The organism is Treponema sp. OMZ 857 (assembly GCF_024181085.1).
In the GTDB taxonomy this organism is placed as follows: Bacteria; Spirochaetota; Spirochaetia; order Treponematales; family Treponemataceae; genus Treponema.
Genome location: NZ_CP051147.1, coordinates 1,147,288 through 1,163,930, shown reverse-complemented (window position 1 = coordinate 1,163,930; position 16,643 = coordinate 1,147,288). Strand labels below are relative to the sequence as shown.

11 protein-coding genes are annotated in these 16,643 nt (G+C 44.7%); 7 read left to right on the top strand and 4 right to left on the bottom strand.

The features are described 5' to 3' along the window. Positions 1 to 586 precede the first annotated feature (586 nt). The 3 genes from E4N66_RS05360 to E4N66_RS05350 are packed head-to-tail and all read left to right on the top strand — an operon-like array spanning position 587 to position 3,486. Positions 587 to 1,204 (top strand): MptD family putative ECF transporter S component, encoded by a 618-nt coding sequence (locus tag E4N66_RS05360; RefSeq protein ID WP_253729247.1) that lies wholly within the window; start codon positions 587 to 589, stop codon positions 1,202 to 1,204. 41 nt (positions 1,205 to 1,245) lie between these two features. After that, a complete protein-coding gene (locus E4N66_RS05355) occupies positions 1,246 to 1,875 on the top strand; it encodes an energy-coupling factor transporter transmembrane component T family protein (protein WP_253729430.1) in 630 nt (209 codons plus the stop codon). Positions 1,876 to 1,893: 18 nt separating this feature from the next. Beyond that, positions 1,894 to 3,486 carry an ABC transporter ATP-binding protein gene (locus E4N66_RS05350; protein WP_253729246.1) on the top strand — a complete coding sequence of 531 codons (1,593 nt, stop codon included), beginning with the start codon at positions 1,894 to 1,896 and terminating at the stop codon, positions 3,484 to 3,486. A gap of 198 nt (positions 3,487 to 3,684) precedes the next feature. Here E4N66_RS05350 and metG read toward each other — a convergent pair whose 3' ends face one another. Together metG and E4N66_RS05340 are read right to left on the bottom strand one after the other, a co-directional pair. Then, positions 3,685 to 6,072 (bottom strand): methionine--tRNA ligase, encoded by a 2,388-nt coding sequence (gene metG, locus E4N66_RS05345; RefSeq protein WP_253729245.1) that lies wholly within the window; start codon positions 6,070 to 6,072, stop codon positions 3,685 to 3,687. 191 nt (positions 6,073 to 6,263) lie between these two features. Continuing rightward, complete coding sequence (locus E4N66_RS05340; protein WP_253729244.1) at positions 6,264 to 6,665, bottom strand: DUF1284 domain-containing protein; 402 nt, start codon at positions 6,663 to 6,665, stop codon at positions 6,264 to 6,266. Between the two features lie 299 nt (positions 6,666 to 6,964). Here E4N66_RS05340 and E4N66_RS05335 point away from each other — a divergent pair, with 299 nt between their 5' ends. Further along, positions 6,965 to 8,173, top strand: coding sequence for an acetyl-CoA C-acetyltransferase (locus E4N66_RS05335; protein ID WP_253729243.1), 1,209 nt, complete (start codon positions 6,965 to 6,967; stop codon positions 8,171 to 8,173). Positions 8,174 to 8,298: 125 nt separating this feature from the next. On the opposite strand, the gene E4N66_RS05330 is transcribed toward E4N66_RS05335, so the two are convergent. After that, on the bottom strand, positions 8,299 to 9,732 hold the full coding sequence (locus E4N66_RS05330; RefSeq protein ID WP_253729242.1) for a pallilysin-related adhesin: 1,434 nt from the start codon (positions 9,730 to 9,732) through the stop codon (positions 8,299 to 8,301). A gap of 33 nt (positions 9,733 to 9,765) precedes the next feature. Beyond that, a complete protein-coding gene (locus E4N66_RS05325; RefSeq protein WP_253729241.1) occupies positions 9,766 to 10,428 on the bottom strand; it encodes a vWA domain-containing protein in 663 nt (220 codons plus the stop codon). Positions 10,429 to 10,627: 199 nt separating this feature from the next. On the opposite strand from E4N66_RS05325, the gene cfpA reads away from it, so the two are divergent. The 3 genes from cfpA to E4N66_RS05310 all read left to right on the top strand — a co-directional run bounded on the left by cfpA (position 10,628) and on the right by E4N66_RS05310 (position 16,604). Further along, positions 10,628 to 12,682 carry a cytoplasmic filament protein CfpA gene (cfpA, locus tag E4N66_RS05320; RefSeq protein WP_253729240.1) on the top strand — a complete coding sequence of 685 codons (2,055 nt, stop codon included), beginning with the start codon at positions 10,628 to 10,630 and terminating at the stop codon, positions 12,680 to 12,682. 208 nt (positions 12,683 to 12,890) lie between these two features. Beyond that, positions 12,891 to 13,916 carry a hypothetical protein gene (locus E4N66_RS05315; protein ID WP_253672473.1) on the top strand — a complete coding sequence of 342 codons (1,026 nt, stop codon included), beginning with the start codon at positions 12,891 to 12,893 and terminating at the stop codon, positions 13,914 to 13,916. Positions 13,917 to 13,925: 9 nt separating this feature from the next. Further along, entirely contained in the window at positions 13,926 to 16,604 is a 2,679-nt protein-coding gene (locus E4N66_RS05310; protein WP_253729239.1) for a putative PEP-binding protein, read from the top strand. Positions 16,605 to 16,643 lie beyond the last annotated feature (39 nt).

The following is a 16,643-nucleotide window of genomic DNA, read 5'->3' as shown; positions in this document are numbered from 1 at the left end:
TGCTTGACAAAAAACATAGGAGTTTTTGCTCTGCAAAAACTCGCTTCTGTCTGGAACTACCGCCATCCATGGCGGTTATGAATGTACACGGATGTTCATTCTTTGTCGTACCTGCGGGTGTTTTTTATGCGCTCCTAGCATCTGTACCATCTATTCCAAAAGACTAACGGAAGGTCTATCCTCAAGCCTCTCTTCTGTGCGAAATTTTGCATAAAATTTCGCACATTTTTCCATCAAAGGGGTAAACGCATCAGGCAGAATAGATAAAAATCGCGGAAAAATTGAGACTGTGAGACCATTTGAACCATCTTCAACTGTTGTACGTCCATGTACATCAGTTGAAGGCGAGTTTTGTGCGTGCACAAAACATCACTACTGTATGGAACCACTGCCATCCTTGGCAGTTCGGTCGAATAGGCTCAATTTTTCTGCGGGGATATTAAAAAAACAGCCTGATGCGTTTGCCCTGGCCAATTTTCACGGCTTTTTGGATAGGTTTTGACTGAATGGAGTGGAAAACAGCTGTTCATTGCCGCTATAGTATTCTCTTGAGTTAGCAGATGTTAACTCAAGAGGAGGAAATACTATGGAAGTAAAAACAAACGGTTCGGCACGGCTGCGGTTAAAGGATATTATCACACTTTCGATTTTTAATATCGCGATGCTGGTGATTATGGTTATCGTTAAGATGGTTATGACAATAGCGGCAACACCCGCACTCGATTACCTTTTTTACATCGGCGTGATGGCTTTTTTCTGCGCACCGCTCTACATTGTTATGTCAAACAAAACGGCGAAACACGGAACATTCCTTGTAACGGCAATTTTTTGCGGATTGATGATGGCTGCGTTCGGCTCGGCATGGTTTTCTGCAGTGATGCTTGCAGTAGGGCTCATCTGCGAGCTTTTGATGCTGGGTAATAATACCTACAAAAACCCGGTGCGGAACGGTATCGGCTATGTGGTATATTGGACGCTGTATGCATGGGGCAGTTCAATTCCGCTATTCTTTTTTAAGGACTGGTATTTAAGGAGCTTAGGTGATTCATATACCGAAGAAGGCAAGCAAGTATTGATTCGCTTTTACGGTTCGCTCGATATGATGCTGCTTATCGGGTTGATTTCGGCGGCACTTGCGGCTGTAGGATTTTGGGTCGGTATGCTGTTTTTCAAAAAACATATTCAAAAAGCAAAGTTAGCGTAAAGTCGGTGCAAAATCTCGACCCTCGAACACACCTTGCTGTTATGCTGTGTGCTACGGCCGTTTGGTTTTTCTACGAGCGGATCGGACAAATGCATTGCCTGTGCCTGCTGGCAGGCTGTTATCTGCTGCAGGTGAAGGAAGTGCGGACTGCGTGGCGTTTGTGCTTTTTCTATACTATTCTCCAAGTACTTGCCCGGATATGTGCGCCGCATACAGCGCTGCTCTATGTGATCCTGCATACCCTGGCCCGCTCAATTCCGCTCGTGATGTTTGCTGCCGCCATTGTAAAAAGCAATCCGAGTAGGCTGATGGCAAGCTGGCAAAGCCTGCACATTCCTAAGTCCGTGACCATTATGCTCTGTATGATGATGCGCTTTTTTCCGGTACTGCGGAAAGAGATGGCATCGATTCGGGAGGGGATTAAGGCACGGGGTTTGTTTCCGCAGTGGCATGATTATGTCCGTCATCCGGTTATTGTGTATGAAAGTTTTTTTGTTCCGTTTACCGTTCGCTGTTTAAAGCTATCGGCAGAATTGGGTGCAACGGCGGAACTGCGCGGTTTGGACGCTCCTCAAAAACGAAGCAGCATGTATTCCGTTCCGTTATCCATCTACGATTATCTTACCGTTGGATTATACGGTGTTGTGATGGTGTTGATTGCCATTGTGTGAAATACGGTTGCTATGTCTATGATTACGTTTTGTGATGTATCGTTTTGTTATGGGGAAGCGGAGCTTGCGGCAGGGAATCGGCAGGATGCTTGCATTGAGGGGATGTCATTCGATATACGGGACGGGGAATGCGTTGTTTTGTGCGGAAGATCGGGAGCGGGAAAAAGTACCGTGTTGAGGCTGATCAACGGTTTAGCTCCGGCATTTTACGAGGGAGCGCTGCATGGTTCGGTGCTGGTTGCCGGGAGAGAACCTGCGTCTATGCCGCCTGAGCAGCGGGTGCGGACGTTCGGGGTTGTATTTCAAGATCCACGCAGTCAGTTTTTTATGAACAGTGTACAGGATGAAATTGCGTTTTCTGCAGAGAATATTGGACTGGAACCGATGTACGTGAAAGAAAAGGTACGAGAAGCGGCTGCACTTCTTAACATAGAGCCGCTGTTATGTCGAACCGTTGATACCCTATCGGCAGGGCAAAAGCAGCGGGTAGCGATTGCAGCAGCGCTCATTTTATCGCCTCAAATCCTGATTTTGGACGAGCCTATTTCCAATTTGGATTCGGATGGCATCGAAATTCTTACCGGTCTTTTGGCGGAGATTAAAAAGCGTGGAACGACGATTATCATCAGTGAGCACCGGCTGCACACATTTTTAGGAATTGCAGATTCATTTTTGCATATCGAAAACGGCAGAGCTGCACACCGGTGGACGGCAGATGAGTTTTACCGTTTGCAGGAAGGTGAGCTACGGCAATTCGGATTTCGCTATCCCGGTATGGCGGAGTTATCTTTGCGGACAAATCACATTCGTACAAAGGAAGTAATAGGACAACCTGAAATCGCCGCACTAAAAGAAACACCGAAAAAAGCCGCAGCAGTAGAAACGTCAACACCGGATCCGGCTGTAAAATTACCGAAAGCGGCAAAAATAGAGCCGAATGCATCGCGATCTGATTTATGTGTGTCGAATGTAACGTATTTATACCGGAATGGACGGTATGCGGAATGTCGCGGCGAAGACGGTTCCGGTCGGGCAATGGAATGCGGTATACGGAATATCAGCCTTACGTTTCCGCAGGGGAGTATTACTGCACTGACCGGAAAAAACGGTGCCGGTAAAACTACCCTGTGCAAGGTACTGTGCGGACTGTTGCGGCAGCAGAGAGGATGCATTACCCTGAACGGACAGAAGCTTTCATGTGCACAGCGGCGGCGTATGAGCTATTTTGTGATGCAGGATGCTGATTATCAGCTGTACTCCGACAGCGTCATCAATGAGCTGCTGTTGGGGTGGAAACCGTCTCAAAACATAAAGAACCGGGCAGAAGAAGCGCTTGAGCTGTTCCGCTTGCAGGCGGTACGGAACCGGCATCCTGCATCGCTCTCCGGCGGAGAAAAGCAGCGGGTAGTAATTGCCGCGGCGTATTGCTCGGAGGCACAGCTCTTTGTGTTCGATGAGCCGACCAGCGGCATGGACGGCGAAGGTCTTTTAAGTATGGTGCAGTGGGTTGATGCGCTTGCACAAGCGGGAAAAACCGTTGTGATCATCACACATGATGAACTACTGAGTGAAATGGCTTGTGATTACTGGTTAAAAATTATACACTCTTGATCATTGAGTATTACCGTAACGGCAGTCCCCTCCCCTACAAACATATGGGGATGTCTCAAAAGTTGGTTACTTTTTCGACATCCCCGCGAGTTTAAGATTAAGTCTTGATACAATAATGACTTAATTTTAAACATCGCATCTAAATCTAAGGAAACTGTCCAAAAACTGAAGTTTTTGGACAGCCCCATATCTGCGCTGTTACTGTACCGTACCGGTTTTAACGTGCTTCATTACAAGCGGTTTGCCGTTTACCAAGAGCTGTTTTCCGGCGGCGCATACGCGGAAATCTTCTACCGTAAAGGGCACTGCAAAGAACAGCTCCGCATCGATGGCTTGCGGTTTCTGTACCAGTGGCGTAGTTGCTTCAGCTCCCTCCAGCATTACCGGCGTACCGGCAGCCGCACCGGGCATCCCAACCAGTTCAACCCGCTCGGTTCCGTCCGCATCGGTATAATGAGACGCTAAGAGCATTCCCTTCGATTCAATCCCGCGCATTTTCCGCGGCTTTAAGTTTTCTGCGAGGATAATATCCACACCAACCAGCTCTTCCGGCGCAAAATACGGCGCTAAGCCGGAAAGGATAACCCGCCCGCTTTCCGAGCCGTCGTCAATGGTTTCCACAAAGAGCTTATCCGCATCGGGATGTTTTTCCACAGAAATGATTTTCGCGGTTTTTAACGAAATATAATCGGTAAACAGCCGTTCGGGAGAAATATCCGCCCATTCCGGCTTGGCTTTCTGCTTCTCGTTTTTGCTTCCCGCATTCTGCTGTTTTTTCCCGCCCTGTTCTCCGCCTGCTTGCTTTCCCGTAGCCTGTTTTCCGGCTTGCGCGGCGCGTTCCTTCTGACTTCCTGCATAGCGCTCACGATACGCCGCAATCGCATCGTTTTCCAGCGTTTTAAAGATGATTGCAGGCTTTTGTACCCGCTCCAAACCACGTCGCTCCAAGAGATTTTCCCACGCAAGGGCAGTTGCGTGACGGGGCTGTACGGGATGTTCCCAGTCAAAGACATTGCCCGACCATATCTTAATACCTAAGAACGACGCAACCGCATCGGCGTATTCCGGCATATACGGGTGCATCAATATCAGCAAATCCTTGATTAAATAGCACAGTTCAAAGAGGAGCGCCTCCGCTTTTTCGGGATCAGCCTCGCGGTTTTTCCACGGCTCTCCGTCTTGGAACGCCTTGTTGGCAACTGAGGAAAGTGTAAACAGCTCGTGGAAGGCATCGCGCAGTTCCGCTTCTTCAAGCAGTGCAGTAATTTTTTCAATGCTATACTTTGCTGCAGCACGCAAGCCTTCCGTTACCGCACGGACATCCTCACGGGCGGAAGCCATCCCATCCCGCTGCGGGATAACGCCGTCATAATAACGCGACACAAAGGTGAGCGTCCGGTTTATCAGATTACACAGGTTCCCCACCAGCTCGCTGTTTACCCGCTCCTGAAAATCCTTCCACGTAAACAGGGCATCATTCTTTTCGGGGCGGTTATAGAAGATGTAGAAGCGCCACATATCCGCCGGAATCCCTGAATCCTTGGCATCGGAGCCGAACACGCCGATCCCCTTCGATTTGGAGAATTTGCCGGACTCGTAGTTGAGGTACTCGCTGCTTGAAATATGATGGAGCTTTACCCAATCCTTCCCCGATGCAATGAGTGAGCTGGGGAAAATCACCGTATGGAAGGGGATATTATCTTTTCCAATGAACTGAAACAGCTCGATGTCGTTTTGCTCAAGCCACCAGTTTTTCCAATCGGCTCCGGTTAAATCGGTAAAGCATTTTGTAATAGAGATATAGCCAATCGGGGCATCAAACCAGACATAGAACACCTTATCTTCAAAGCCCGCTTTCGGGACGGGGATGCCCCATTTAAGGTCGCGGGTGATGGCGCGTTCCTGTAAACCATCGCGCAGCCAGCCTTTGGTCATCTGCACGGCGTTGTTGCTCCACTGCCCTTCTACGCTCGCTTTCTGCATCCATGGTTCATACTGCGGCACAATGCCCGGCAAATCGATGTAGAGGTGCTTGGTACTGCGCGGCTCCGGCGCGGCTCCGCAGGTTGAACAGCGGGGAGCTTTCAGCTCGGTCGGCTCCAGCAGCTTGCCGCAGGCTTCACACTGATCGCCGCGCGCGTCTTCGTAGCCGCAGTGGGGACAGATACCGCGTACATAGCGGTCTGCCAAAAAGCGGTTACAGTGTGCACAATGGAGCTGTTCCATCGAATGTTCTTTTATAAAACCGTTTTTTTCAATATCTTTAAAAATCCCCTGCACAATCTCCGTTTGCTGAGGTGTGGAGGTACGCCCAAAGTAGTCAAACGCAATATTGAACCAATGATAAATATCGCGGTGGATCGCATGGTAGTAGTCGCACAATTCGCGCGGCGTTTTCCCTTCTTCGAGGGCCTTTGTTTCGGTTGCCGTACCGTATTCGTCGGTACCGCATACATATAAACTCGTATATCCGCGGAGTCTGCAAAAACGTGCAAAGACATCGGCGGACAAAACTTGGATTAAATTCCCGAGGTGCGGGATATTATTCACATACGGAAGGGCTGAAGTTATCAATTTTCGTTTCATAGCGTAATATTATAGTGTTCAGGACAAAATCAGTCAATCTTTTGAAATATACGGCACATCTACGCCAAAAGTGTACATCCTTGTACACTTTTGGCTGCGAGTTTCGACGTTGTCGAAACATCGCTTCTGATATAACCAGCGGCATCCATGCCGCTTCTGCAATAAATGCACAACTGTCACGACCTCTTATTTTATTTTGCAAACAGTGAGCGTTTTACATCAGCGTAACAGCAGATGCCGGTTTGCTTCCATTCACAGCCACGGCAAATGCACTCGTATACGGGTTCGGTTAATCGGGCTGTAAGTACCTTTTCTATTTCGGTATAAGTATATGTTTTTCTTTCCAATCCGAGCTGCGATAGGACAGCTTCATCAAAGCCCATTACTTTTGCTTCCGAGCGGCAGTGATTGCCGATTCTTTCGGGACATGGGGCGCAAATGGCATCGACGCCTGTCACTAAGGTAATATCACAGCCGGTTTTTAACCGATCGATAACACGCTGCATATTTTCAACAAATGCGGGAGAATAGCCGTTACCTTTAAATGCACGGGTGCATAACAAATGGTGCGGACGCAGACAGAGTGTTTCCATGTATGATATTCCTTGCAATGTGTATTTTAGAAATTCATTCTAAATTGTTCCGAATTATATCAAAGAGCAAACCGTCAGACAAGAAAACATTCTCGTAGAATAATTAGGGCTGATAAAAAACCGCCTGATGCGTTTACCCTGATCGCCTAATATAGTCAGATTGTTGTAAGCGTGATATGATAGAACAATATAGGGGATTTATCCTAATTAAAGGATAGTTCTAAATTACTTCATAAACCAAAGTTTTTAGAAATTTTCTTTAACGTAAACATATTCCCCGGATTTCTAGGAGGTCAAAAATGACATTATCAAAATCGTATATTGTCAGTGCAAAACGTACTGCTATCGGGAAATTCCTCGGCGGATTATCCGCCGTACAGCCTAAAGACATGGGTTCAGCAGTAGTAAAAGCGCTGCTGGAAGATGCAAAGGTAAAGCCCGATCAAGTTTCGGAACTTATTTGCGGTAACGTACTCGGCGCCGGACTCGGACAAAATATCGGACGTACCATCGCATTGGAAGCGGGAATCCCCGAAACTGTATGCGCTCATTCAACCAATATGGTATGCGGCTCCGGCTTGCGGACGGTCATGGAAGCAGTTATGTCCATCCAAGCGGGCTTTAATGATATTGTTGTTGCAGGCGGTGTAGAATCGATGTCGCTCGCTCCATACCTCGTACCTGCAAATACCCGCAGCGGAAATAAGATGGGAAACTGGCAGGCGGTCGATCACATGATTTATGACGCCTTAACCGATGCCCGTGCAAATATCCACATGGGAATTACAGCCGAAAACATCGCGGCAAAATTCAATATTACCAGAGCGCAGCAAGATGAATTTGCATTTGCATCCCAGCAAAAAGCGATTGCCGCTATCGATGCAGGTAAATTTAAAAACGAAATCGTTCCGATTACCATTCATTCAAAAAAAGGCGATACGGTTTTCGACACCGACGAATATCCCAATCGCACCACCGACCTCGAAAAACTTGCAAAGTTAAAACCTGCTTTTAAAAGCGACGGTACCGTTACCGCGGGCAATGCATCGGGAATAAATGATGGTGCTTCTTTTGTACTGATTGCAAGTGAAGCAGCCGTAAAGAAATATAACCTAAAACCTCTTGCGGAAATTATCGGCATCGGGCAAGGCGGCGTCGACCCGCTCGTAATGGGATTAGGTCCCGTTCCGGCAATCCGTAATGCATTAAACTATGCATCGCTGAAACTTTCCGATATGGAACTGATTGAATTGAATGAGGCATTTGCCGCCCAGTCTCTGGGTGTTATCCATGAATTGGTACAGGAGCACGGTGTTGATCGTGATGCCCTGTTAAAACGAACGAACGTCAACGGCGGCGCTATTGCGCTTGGACATCCGGTAGGAGCTTCGGGCAATCGTATTTTAGTAACCCTCCTGCACGAAATGATTCGATCGGATAAAAAGCTCGGTCTTGCTTCTCTGTGTATCGGCGGAGGTCAAGGTACTGCCGTTATTGTAAAACGATAAGATAAAACACATTCCGCTGCCGAAACAGTCAAAGTCAAGACGCGGTATTCTGCGATATTCCGCGAGGTAGAATTTTATACAAAAGCTCTGCCTCGCGGATATGTTACAGTATGCATCTCAAAAGCTTATTCAAATATAAGCGGTGATTTTCCAATCGGTGTAATACCGCTCAACGTAACGGAAACTTCTATTAAACTTAATCGTTTGCCGGCATTATCAAGTATCAGATTAAAAAAGCGCTCATTATTTTCAGTATCTTTAAGCTGTAAGACAGTATTGTCTTTTATCTGCAAAATCGTATACCATCCTGATTGCTGCACCGTATCTTGCAGCAAGCGATACGAATTATCCGAAAAAGATAAAGAATACCCCTCTGCACTTGCCCATGTTTTTTCATCCGCAGTTAATATCTTTTTTATATTGTCAAGCATGGTACTGCTCTGCACTTCTCGTACAGTATTGCTTATTTTTCGGTATGTTCCATCCCAGTTTGATGCAACACCGATTTTCAAACGTGCAATATCATCGATAACTCTTACATGCACCTCATCAACTCCAATCAACTCAATACTGATGCGCCGATGAATACTCGAAATAGAAGCATTTTTTGTAGAAAAATAAATACCGAATCTGCGCGGTGTTATCGAATCAATAGTGAACAGTTCTTGAATATTATCAACGGAAAAAATGATTTCATTTTCTGACCGGTTAAAAAAGATACTCCGGTTTTGATCTTTTCGTGCACTCGGTTGATACCATAATCCATCAAGAAATTCTTGAAAAGAATTACTATCCCCTGTTTGAAATTTTTGAAGAAATTGACTTTCAATTCTTTTTCCGGGAATCTTTATTTCTTTTGTTTGCACAAAAGATTCTTTTTTAGCATTCCATGTATATTGTTTTTCTATTTGGTTGAGCGTATTTGGAGCATCTTTATCGGAATAATATGCAGATATCGTATAATCGGAAATCGAATTATTCTGTTCATTTTTCAGTATAATTTGACCGTCCGCTTGTATACCGGCTAAAGAATTGATACTGATCATTTTATTGTCATCGATTTCCAACGCATACATACCGAAAACCTGCATACTGTCGGCATTCATTCCATTATACGCTATAACAGGATATGGGTACTCTTGTACCATTAACGTATAAACGGAAAGCGTTTTCGCATGGGTTGCTTCCGTTTTTATTTCTGCCGCTCTTGTAAAAGTGTAAGCATCATTATCCTGTAAAAATATAAAAAGATAGATGAATTGATCGGATAATTTTTTTGCAGCAATAATTTTATCTTCTTTATTATCACCATTCAGATCCGCTTGTATATCCTCAACAAGTACCTCATCGCTGAGCAGCGTAATAACCGATTGTACGGTTTCCGGTATTACTTCCGAAGCGGAAACTTCTTGCTGATGCAATTGCGGCGCAACGGGAATAATTGTTTGAGCATTCCGTGGTATTACCTGCATTCGTTGGCGAACAATACGCTGATAAGTCAATAGACCGATAATAACAATAACCGCCGCAATGCAAAGTATATAAAACAATTTTTTCATCTTTAAAAACGCCCTGCTTTATAATTCCGCAATTTATTTTTTTTCTTCGGTGATAAGCACTTTATTTTGGTCATCATTACTACGGGGCACTCCCTTATTATCAATAATATTCGTATAGAGTTCTTGAGTCGTTTTAACAACCTTATCCTGAATATCCATATCCAGTGTTATTTCGTACCAATTATCATGTTTGATAATGCGCGCTTCTGCAAGATACGGACTTTTAAACGATTCCTGTTTTCCGCGATATTTTGATGTCCACGGCGCATCTTGTTCAAGATCCGTTACCAATAATAAAATTTTATATCGGTTGTTTTTTCCTCGTTTATTTAATGAATCTTGGATTGCATCCAATGCACTGCCGATATCGGTAAATGCACCGTTGGGAGTAATATTGTCGATTGTTTTTATCAATGAATTACGATCGTTTTCATTTTTAATAACTAATGTTTGTAATTCATGAGGCTTCTCATAAAATTCCCAGACAGTTATCCAATCATCAGGTATCAGCATTTCGGTAACGAGCGTATCGCGTACCCATTTATGCAAACTCTCGAATTTACCGGGTTCATTCATTGATTGCGATTTATCAATCATCAAAAAAATATCGACGGGAATAGTTCTTTCACCGGCAAATACCGTAAAAGAAATAATAAAAAAAGAAACAGCAAAGAAAATAGATTTGATTTTCAACATAATAACTCCTTTCATTACAGATATTGTATAACACCCTTCTAAAAATACACCGTGTTTTTAGATATAACCTATAGTATTACAAAAAAAAGAAAGTAAAAAGGGGGGGAAGCCTTTACATTTTATCAAATAGCCTTATAATGAGAAGTGTGTTAGTATATCCGTCACGGATATAAATCTACTGCAATAAGGAGACAGTAAGATGGGAAGTTTAGATTTACCTCAAAGTCCAAATGTATTTCATCCCGAAAAGCCTAGTGCTGTCGGTTCAAGAAATTCGTTGGCGCAAGATTACCGCGATCAGCAAAAAGAAGTGAATCAGCTGATTGAAGAAGAGACCAATAAAGTATTGCATCACTTATCAACAAAATTACCCAAAGACGTTCTGGAAAGATTGGATGTAATGGGTGGTTTAAAAGAAAAGTTATACAATTACTTTAACCAGAACTATCAGAATATGTTCAACCGCTATATGGTAACCGCAGAAGATGAAATGCTCAAAAAAGTCCGCGGATTTATCGATAGGGAAGAAATGAAGGTTCTGAACCGCTACACGCCAAAAGAGATCGCAACTCTGTTGGATGAAGTCGGCGGCGCCGATAAGTTCAATACCGGTGAAATCGAAAAATCGATCGTCAATATGTACGGACACCTGCAAGGACACGTACAGCGCGGAATCAACGATTTGGAAACACTGACCAATTCGCTTCTGCGTCAGAAAACCGACGTCGGTGCTTTCGTCCGCGGTGAAAACGCTTACTCAATTGTAAAGTGTGCGTTTAAAGACAACATCATTAAGCCCAAAACGGTAACGGATGTAAAACTTTCAGTCAACATTCTCGACACCGAGCTTATCAGCCCGATTTTCCAGTATCAGGCAACGGTTGAATATTTAATCAAAGATTTGCTCTCCGGCCACCTGATGAACCTTATCGATAAGGAAATCGAAGTATTAAAAGATGAACTTATCGACGAAGGCAAAGAAGAGATGACCGACAGTGAAATCATCTTCAAGAAGATGGGAAAAGTTCTCGATGTTACCGACGATGATGTTGAAAATCCTGAAAGCAAGCGCTATTCGGTAGTTTCAAAGGAATTGATGGAACGCATCGCAAACTTGCGAGCGGAAATTGATCCGGAGACTTTCGATCAGCTCAATGTGCGTGAGAATATCAAACACATCATCGATATCGAAAACATCCGTAACCGCGGCTTTAACACGGCAATTAACTCGTTAACTTCAATTCTTGACACCTCTAAGATGGGATATCAGTACATTGAAAACTTGAAGAACGCCCGTGAGTTGCTGTTGCGCGAATACGATGATACGAACGTTGCAAACCTCCCCGACGAACGCTACCAGATTCGTCTACGCTACTACGATAATGCCCAGCTGCTTGAAGAGCGCAAAGCGTATGAGGTTATGGTTCGTTCATTTGAAACCGAAGTCGAGCACCTCTGGGACGTATTACAGACCCAGTATGACAAGTCGAAGTTCATGGTACGTATTACCGATTTCGGCGATTTGGCAAAGCTCTACGAAAAGCACATCCAGAAGAAGTACAAGATGCCGAAGGGTGAACCCGCCTATAAGGATATTGCAAAAGTCTGGGACGAAATTTCGTTTGTCAATGCAGCTGAAACCGACGTCGAAAAAATGAACCGCACGTTTGTCTACGAAAAAGACAAGATGCGCAAGAAGCTTGTAATCATGCGTGAACGGCTCAAGAAAATGTATGATTATCAGTACCCTGTTGAACGCCGTGTTATGGAAGAACGGCTCGCCTTCCTCGAGGCTGAATTCAACAAGTTCGACTACCTCATCAACCCGTTCCATATGCAGCCGGGTCTCTTGCTTGACGTGGATATCACCTCCATCAAACGCAAGAAGGCAACTCTTGACGGTATGGCAAACGTCTTAAACGAATTCCTCCATGGCGTTTCCAAAGGCTTTATGGATCAGGCATTTGCTTCCTTCAGCCGCCGCCGCTCAACAGTTCGTGCAGATATTGCACAGACCTTCGGTTCAGGCGAAGAGGATGAACCTGCTGCGGGAACACCGAGCGGGCGCGCTCAGTTCCTCGATGTGTTAAACGAAACTCCGAGTTTGGAGGCACCTGCCGCTGAAACCGTGAGCAGAACACCGGCCGCAACCCGCGGACGCAGAGGTACCGCTAAAACGAAGAAAGCGGGTGCTGTTGATAGTACGGCAAGCAAAGGACGCCGGGGACGCAAATCCGGTGTAAGAACCCTGTAAAGCTTATCGTATGGCAATAAGTTAAAGTTATGTATAAAAGCCCCCTGAAACGCTCGTTTCGGAGGGCTTTTATCTATAGGGAACTTACATTCCGTGTTATTCAAGGATTCCTGAAGGAATTGTTTTTCCCATAAGACTGAAAGTAAATGCAAGGACGTTTTTTAATCAATGCTTCTAAAACCATCCTTGCGATGCAAAGGAGAAGTGAATGCTCGATTCATTAGGATTTTATGTACCGCTTGCTACAAAGCAGGGGTTTAATGCCTCTGTAACACATATTCAGAATGCTCTATCGCTTCTGGATGCCAGCAATGTTAAAAAAAATATTGCCGATGAAATTAGTATATTACTTGAAAACAAAGAATTAATAAATGAAGAAATTCCGGCGTTTTTATCTGTTATACTACTCGATATGTGGGGATATAAGGTTATATCTAAAAACATCCGAGAAATCACTACGACGCCGATGAATATCATCACAGAAGCAGCAAAATGGAAAGGAATCGATATCGTAATCGGTTATCATCACCCTGACTTAGGCTTTTTGGTGATAAACCCTAAAAATCCTGCAAATGCGTCTCTTTTTGAAACGATGAAAAAAAATGAACTCTTAAATATTTATGTCGGAAAACAAGATAAAGGCATAATAGAAACTTCTGTTGCAGAAACGGTATTCAACGCATTTTTTGACCTCTTAAGTGGTACAACCCCGTCGGTTCCTGCAAAACTTTTGAACGGGCCGTTTGTATTTACTGCACCTAAAGCAAAAAAGCAGCCGGTAAAAGAGCGAAAGCGAAAAGCGGTAAAAACTCCGGCAACGGCAAAAGCCAAAACAGCAGCAGCAAGTCCTGCAAAAGCAAAACAGGCGGCAGCCCCCGCTCAAATGCAGGTTCCATCGGGGAAAACCCGCATCTCGCAACAAATTTCGGTTGTTGTTACCAACGAACTGTTTCATAACGGCAACGTCGAAGCATGGAAGCGAATTATTCGCAGCTACAATGCACGCTATCCGCATAATAAGGTTATCGTATTCTATGACGGCGAGCAGATTGTCGATATCAATACGTTGTTTAAATGGGGAAAAGTAAAGCACGGCAGCAGCATCCAATTTGCCGTTGCAGGTGAGGAAATTAAAGACTTATCAAAATTGTCCAAATATTTTGCAGAAGGCGCAAGTCCACGTTTTGAAGCCTTTTTGCGCGGTTCCCCCAGCACCGTCCTTAACCTTTTCTAGGAGTTTATTATGAATATGTCTAAATCAATCCATTTTTTTACTAATAAGGAAGCACTTAAAAGCAACATCGACAAAACAATCCTCGGTATCCGCGGGCGCCAGCTGAATGAATTTTCGGAACTCGGATTACCTATCGTACCGGGTCTTGTCATGGATGCAACTATTACACAAACCTTGCAACAGGTAAATGTATTATCGACACTGCGACCGTTCTTAAAGAAAATGGGCGAAGCGGTTAAAAAAGAATTCGGTGATCCGGAAAATCCTCTTTTATTAAAGCTCGTTATTTCGCCCAACCTTGTTATCGCCAACTATCCGACGCTCCATAACTTCGGGTTGGCAAAAACAACCATCGGCGGCTTTGAAAAGAAAGTCGGAAAAGATTTTGCAAGTCACGAAGTTCTGTTCTTATTGCGCGGTATCTTTTCAATTCTCCATAAGATTGCAGAGTTACAGGAAGACAACGCGAAACAGCACCTCTATAAAGAACAGCTGGAAAAAATTGAACATGAACTAAAGAAAGAAAAACGAAACGAATCCGGTACTACCGTTATGGATAAGTACCAACCGTATCTGCCGCAGGAGTTTTTTAGCACTGCAGAAGTACAGCTCAATCAAACCATCCAGCTCATCAGCACCCTGCTCAGTCTTGAACCTGATAATGAAAATGATGTCGCATTATTGATTCAGCCCTTAGTATACGGTAACTATGACAAGGAATCCTTTTCCGGCAGATTCTTCAGCCGCAATATCGTTACCGGTGAAAAGAAATTACAGGGTATGTTCTTCCAAGAAAAATTTGATGAAGTGGATGCCCTCGGAAAAGATATTAACGACATAAAGCCGGTATACCTTGAGCAATTGGAAGCTATTGCATGGCGGTTGGAAGATCATAGTAAAGATGTCCGCGAAATCCGGTTTACGATTGAAGCAGGAAAACTATGGCTTATCGAGCAAAAATCCGTTGAAGCAAAAAGCACGATTGCATTGGTACACTTCCTCCTCGATTTGTACAATCGAAAAATCGTTGATGCTGAATATGTCGTAAAAAATGTCAAGCCCGGACAGTTAAATGAAATATTGCATCCGGTTATCAATATGTCGAGCGTCAAAAATCTCCAGCATTCAAAGGGCGGTATCGCAGGCGCGCCGGGTGCGGCAGTCGGCCGTGTATACTTTAGTGCTGACGCACTGATTGAAGCCCAGCATATTGCACGTTTGCAAAGCGCTGATACCCGCTGTATTCTCTGCCTACCGGCGAGTTATGCAGGCGATGTAAAGGCGATTGAAGTTTCTACCGGTGTTTTATCGAATGAAGGCGGCTATTCGGCACATGCCTCCGTTGTTTCACGCCAATATGGGAAAATCTCATTGGTACGCCCCGACATGAAAATTATGGCGAATAAAGCTATCATCAACGGTATTACCATTAAGGAAGGGGATTACATCACCTTGCAAGTACCCTATTACGGCGAATCGACCGTATACTTCGGAGCGGCAGAACTGATCGAACCTGATCCCAAGACATCCGGCTTGCTTGACTTTATTGATCTTACCCGTTCGTTTATCCAAGACTTCCATGTCCGTGCCAATGCCGACAGTCCCCGTGATGCTGCCTTAGCAGTCAGCTTCGGTGCCGAAGGTATCGGGCTGTGCCGTACCGAACACATGTTCTTTGAGGCAAAGCGTATCAATCCCTTTAGAGAGATGATCCTTGCCGAAACAACGGAAGAACGTATTAAAGTTTTAAACAAGCTCCAAAAAGTTCAAATGGAAGACTTTTACGGTATCTTTAAGACTATGGCAGGACGTGAAGTTACCATCCGTCTTTTGGATGCTCCGTTACACGAATTCTTACCGCATAATGACGCGGAGCTGAACGAATTTATCGATTACCTTAAAAAAGAAACAAAAAAAACCGTTACTAAAAAAGCATTGTCGGAAAAAATCGAGCTTTGTGCGGAAGTAAATCCCATGCTGGGACACCGAGGCTGCCGTATCGCAATCTCGTATCCTGAAATTTACGCAATGCAAGTCCGCGCTATCTTTGAAGCAGCCTACAAACTGCAAAAAGAAGGCGTTGAAACGCACGTTGAAATCATGGTTCCAATTATCATGAATTTCCGTGAGCTTAAACAAATTGCATACGGAAAGAAGATCGAAGGGCATGCCTACCTCGGTATCCGTACGATTGAACAGGAAATGCGCGCACAGTTCAAAGCGAAACCGATAGACTTCAAAATCGGCACGATGATTGAATTGCCCGTTGCGGCGTTATCGGCAGGAGAAATTGCCCGTTATGCGGAATTCTTCTCGTTCGGAACCAATGACCTTACGCAAACAACGCTCGGACTTTCACGCGATGACTTTAACAGCTTTATGCCGGATTACACGTTGTATGACTTAATCGACGGCAATCCTTTTGCAATTTTGGATCCGTGTGTGCGGGAACTTATCAGTATCGCAATTGAACGCGGCAAGCTCACCCGCCCCGACATTAAACTCGGACTCTGCGGAGAACAAGGCGCACGCCCCGAAAACATCCCCTTCTGTATGAAGGCGGGTTTGAACTATGTCTCCTGTTCGTCTTATTCGGTGCCTATCGCACTCTTGTCGATTGCACAGGCAGAATTGGAAAAGGCGGAAAACGAAGGGCGTAAGCTCACGCGTAAAGCAGTTTCAAGGTAAAAAAAGAGGTATAACAAGGCAACCGTATCTATTTTTGCG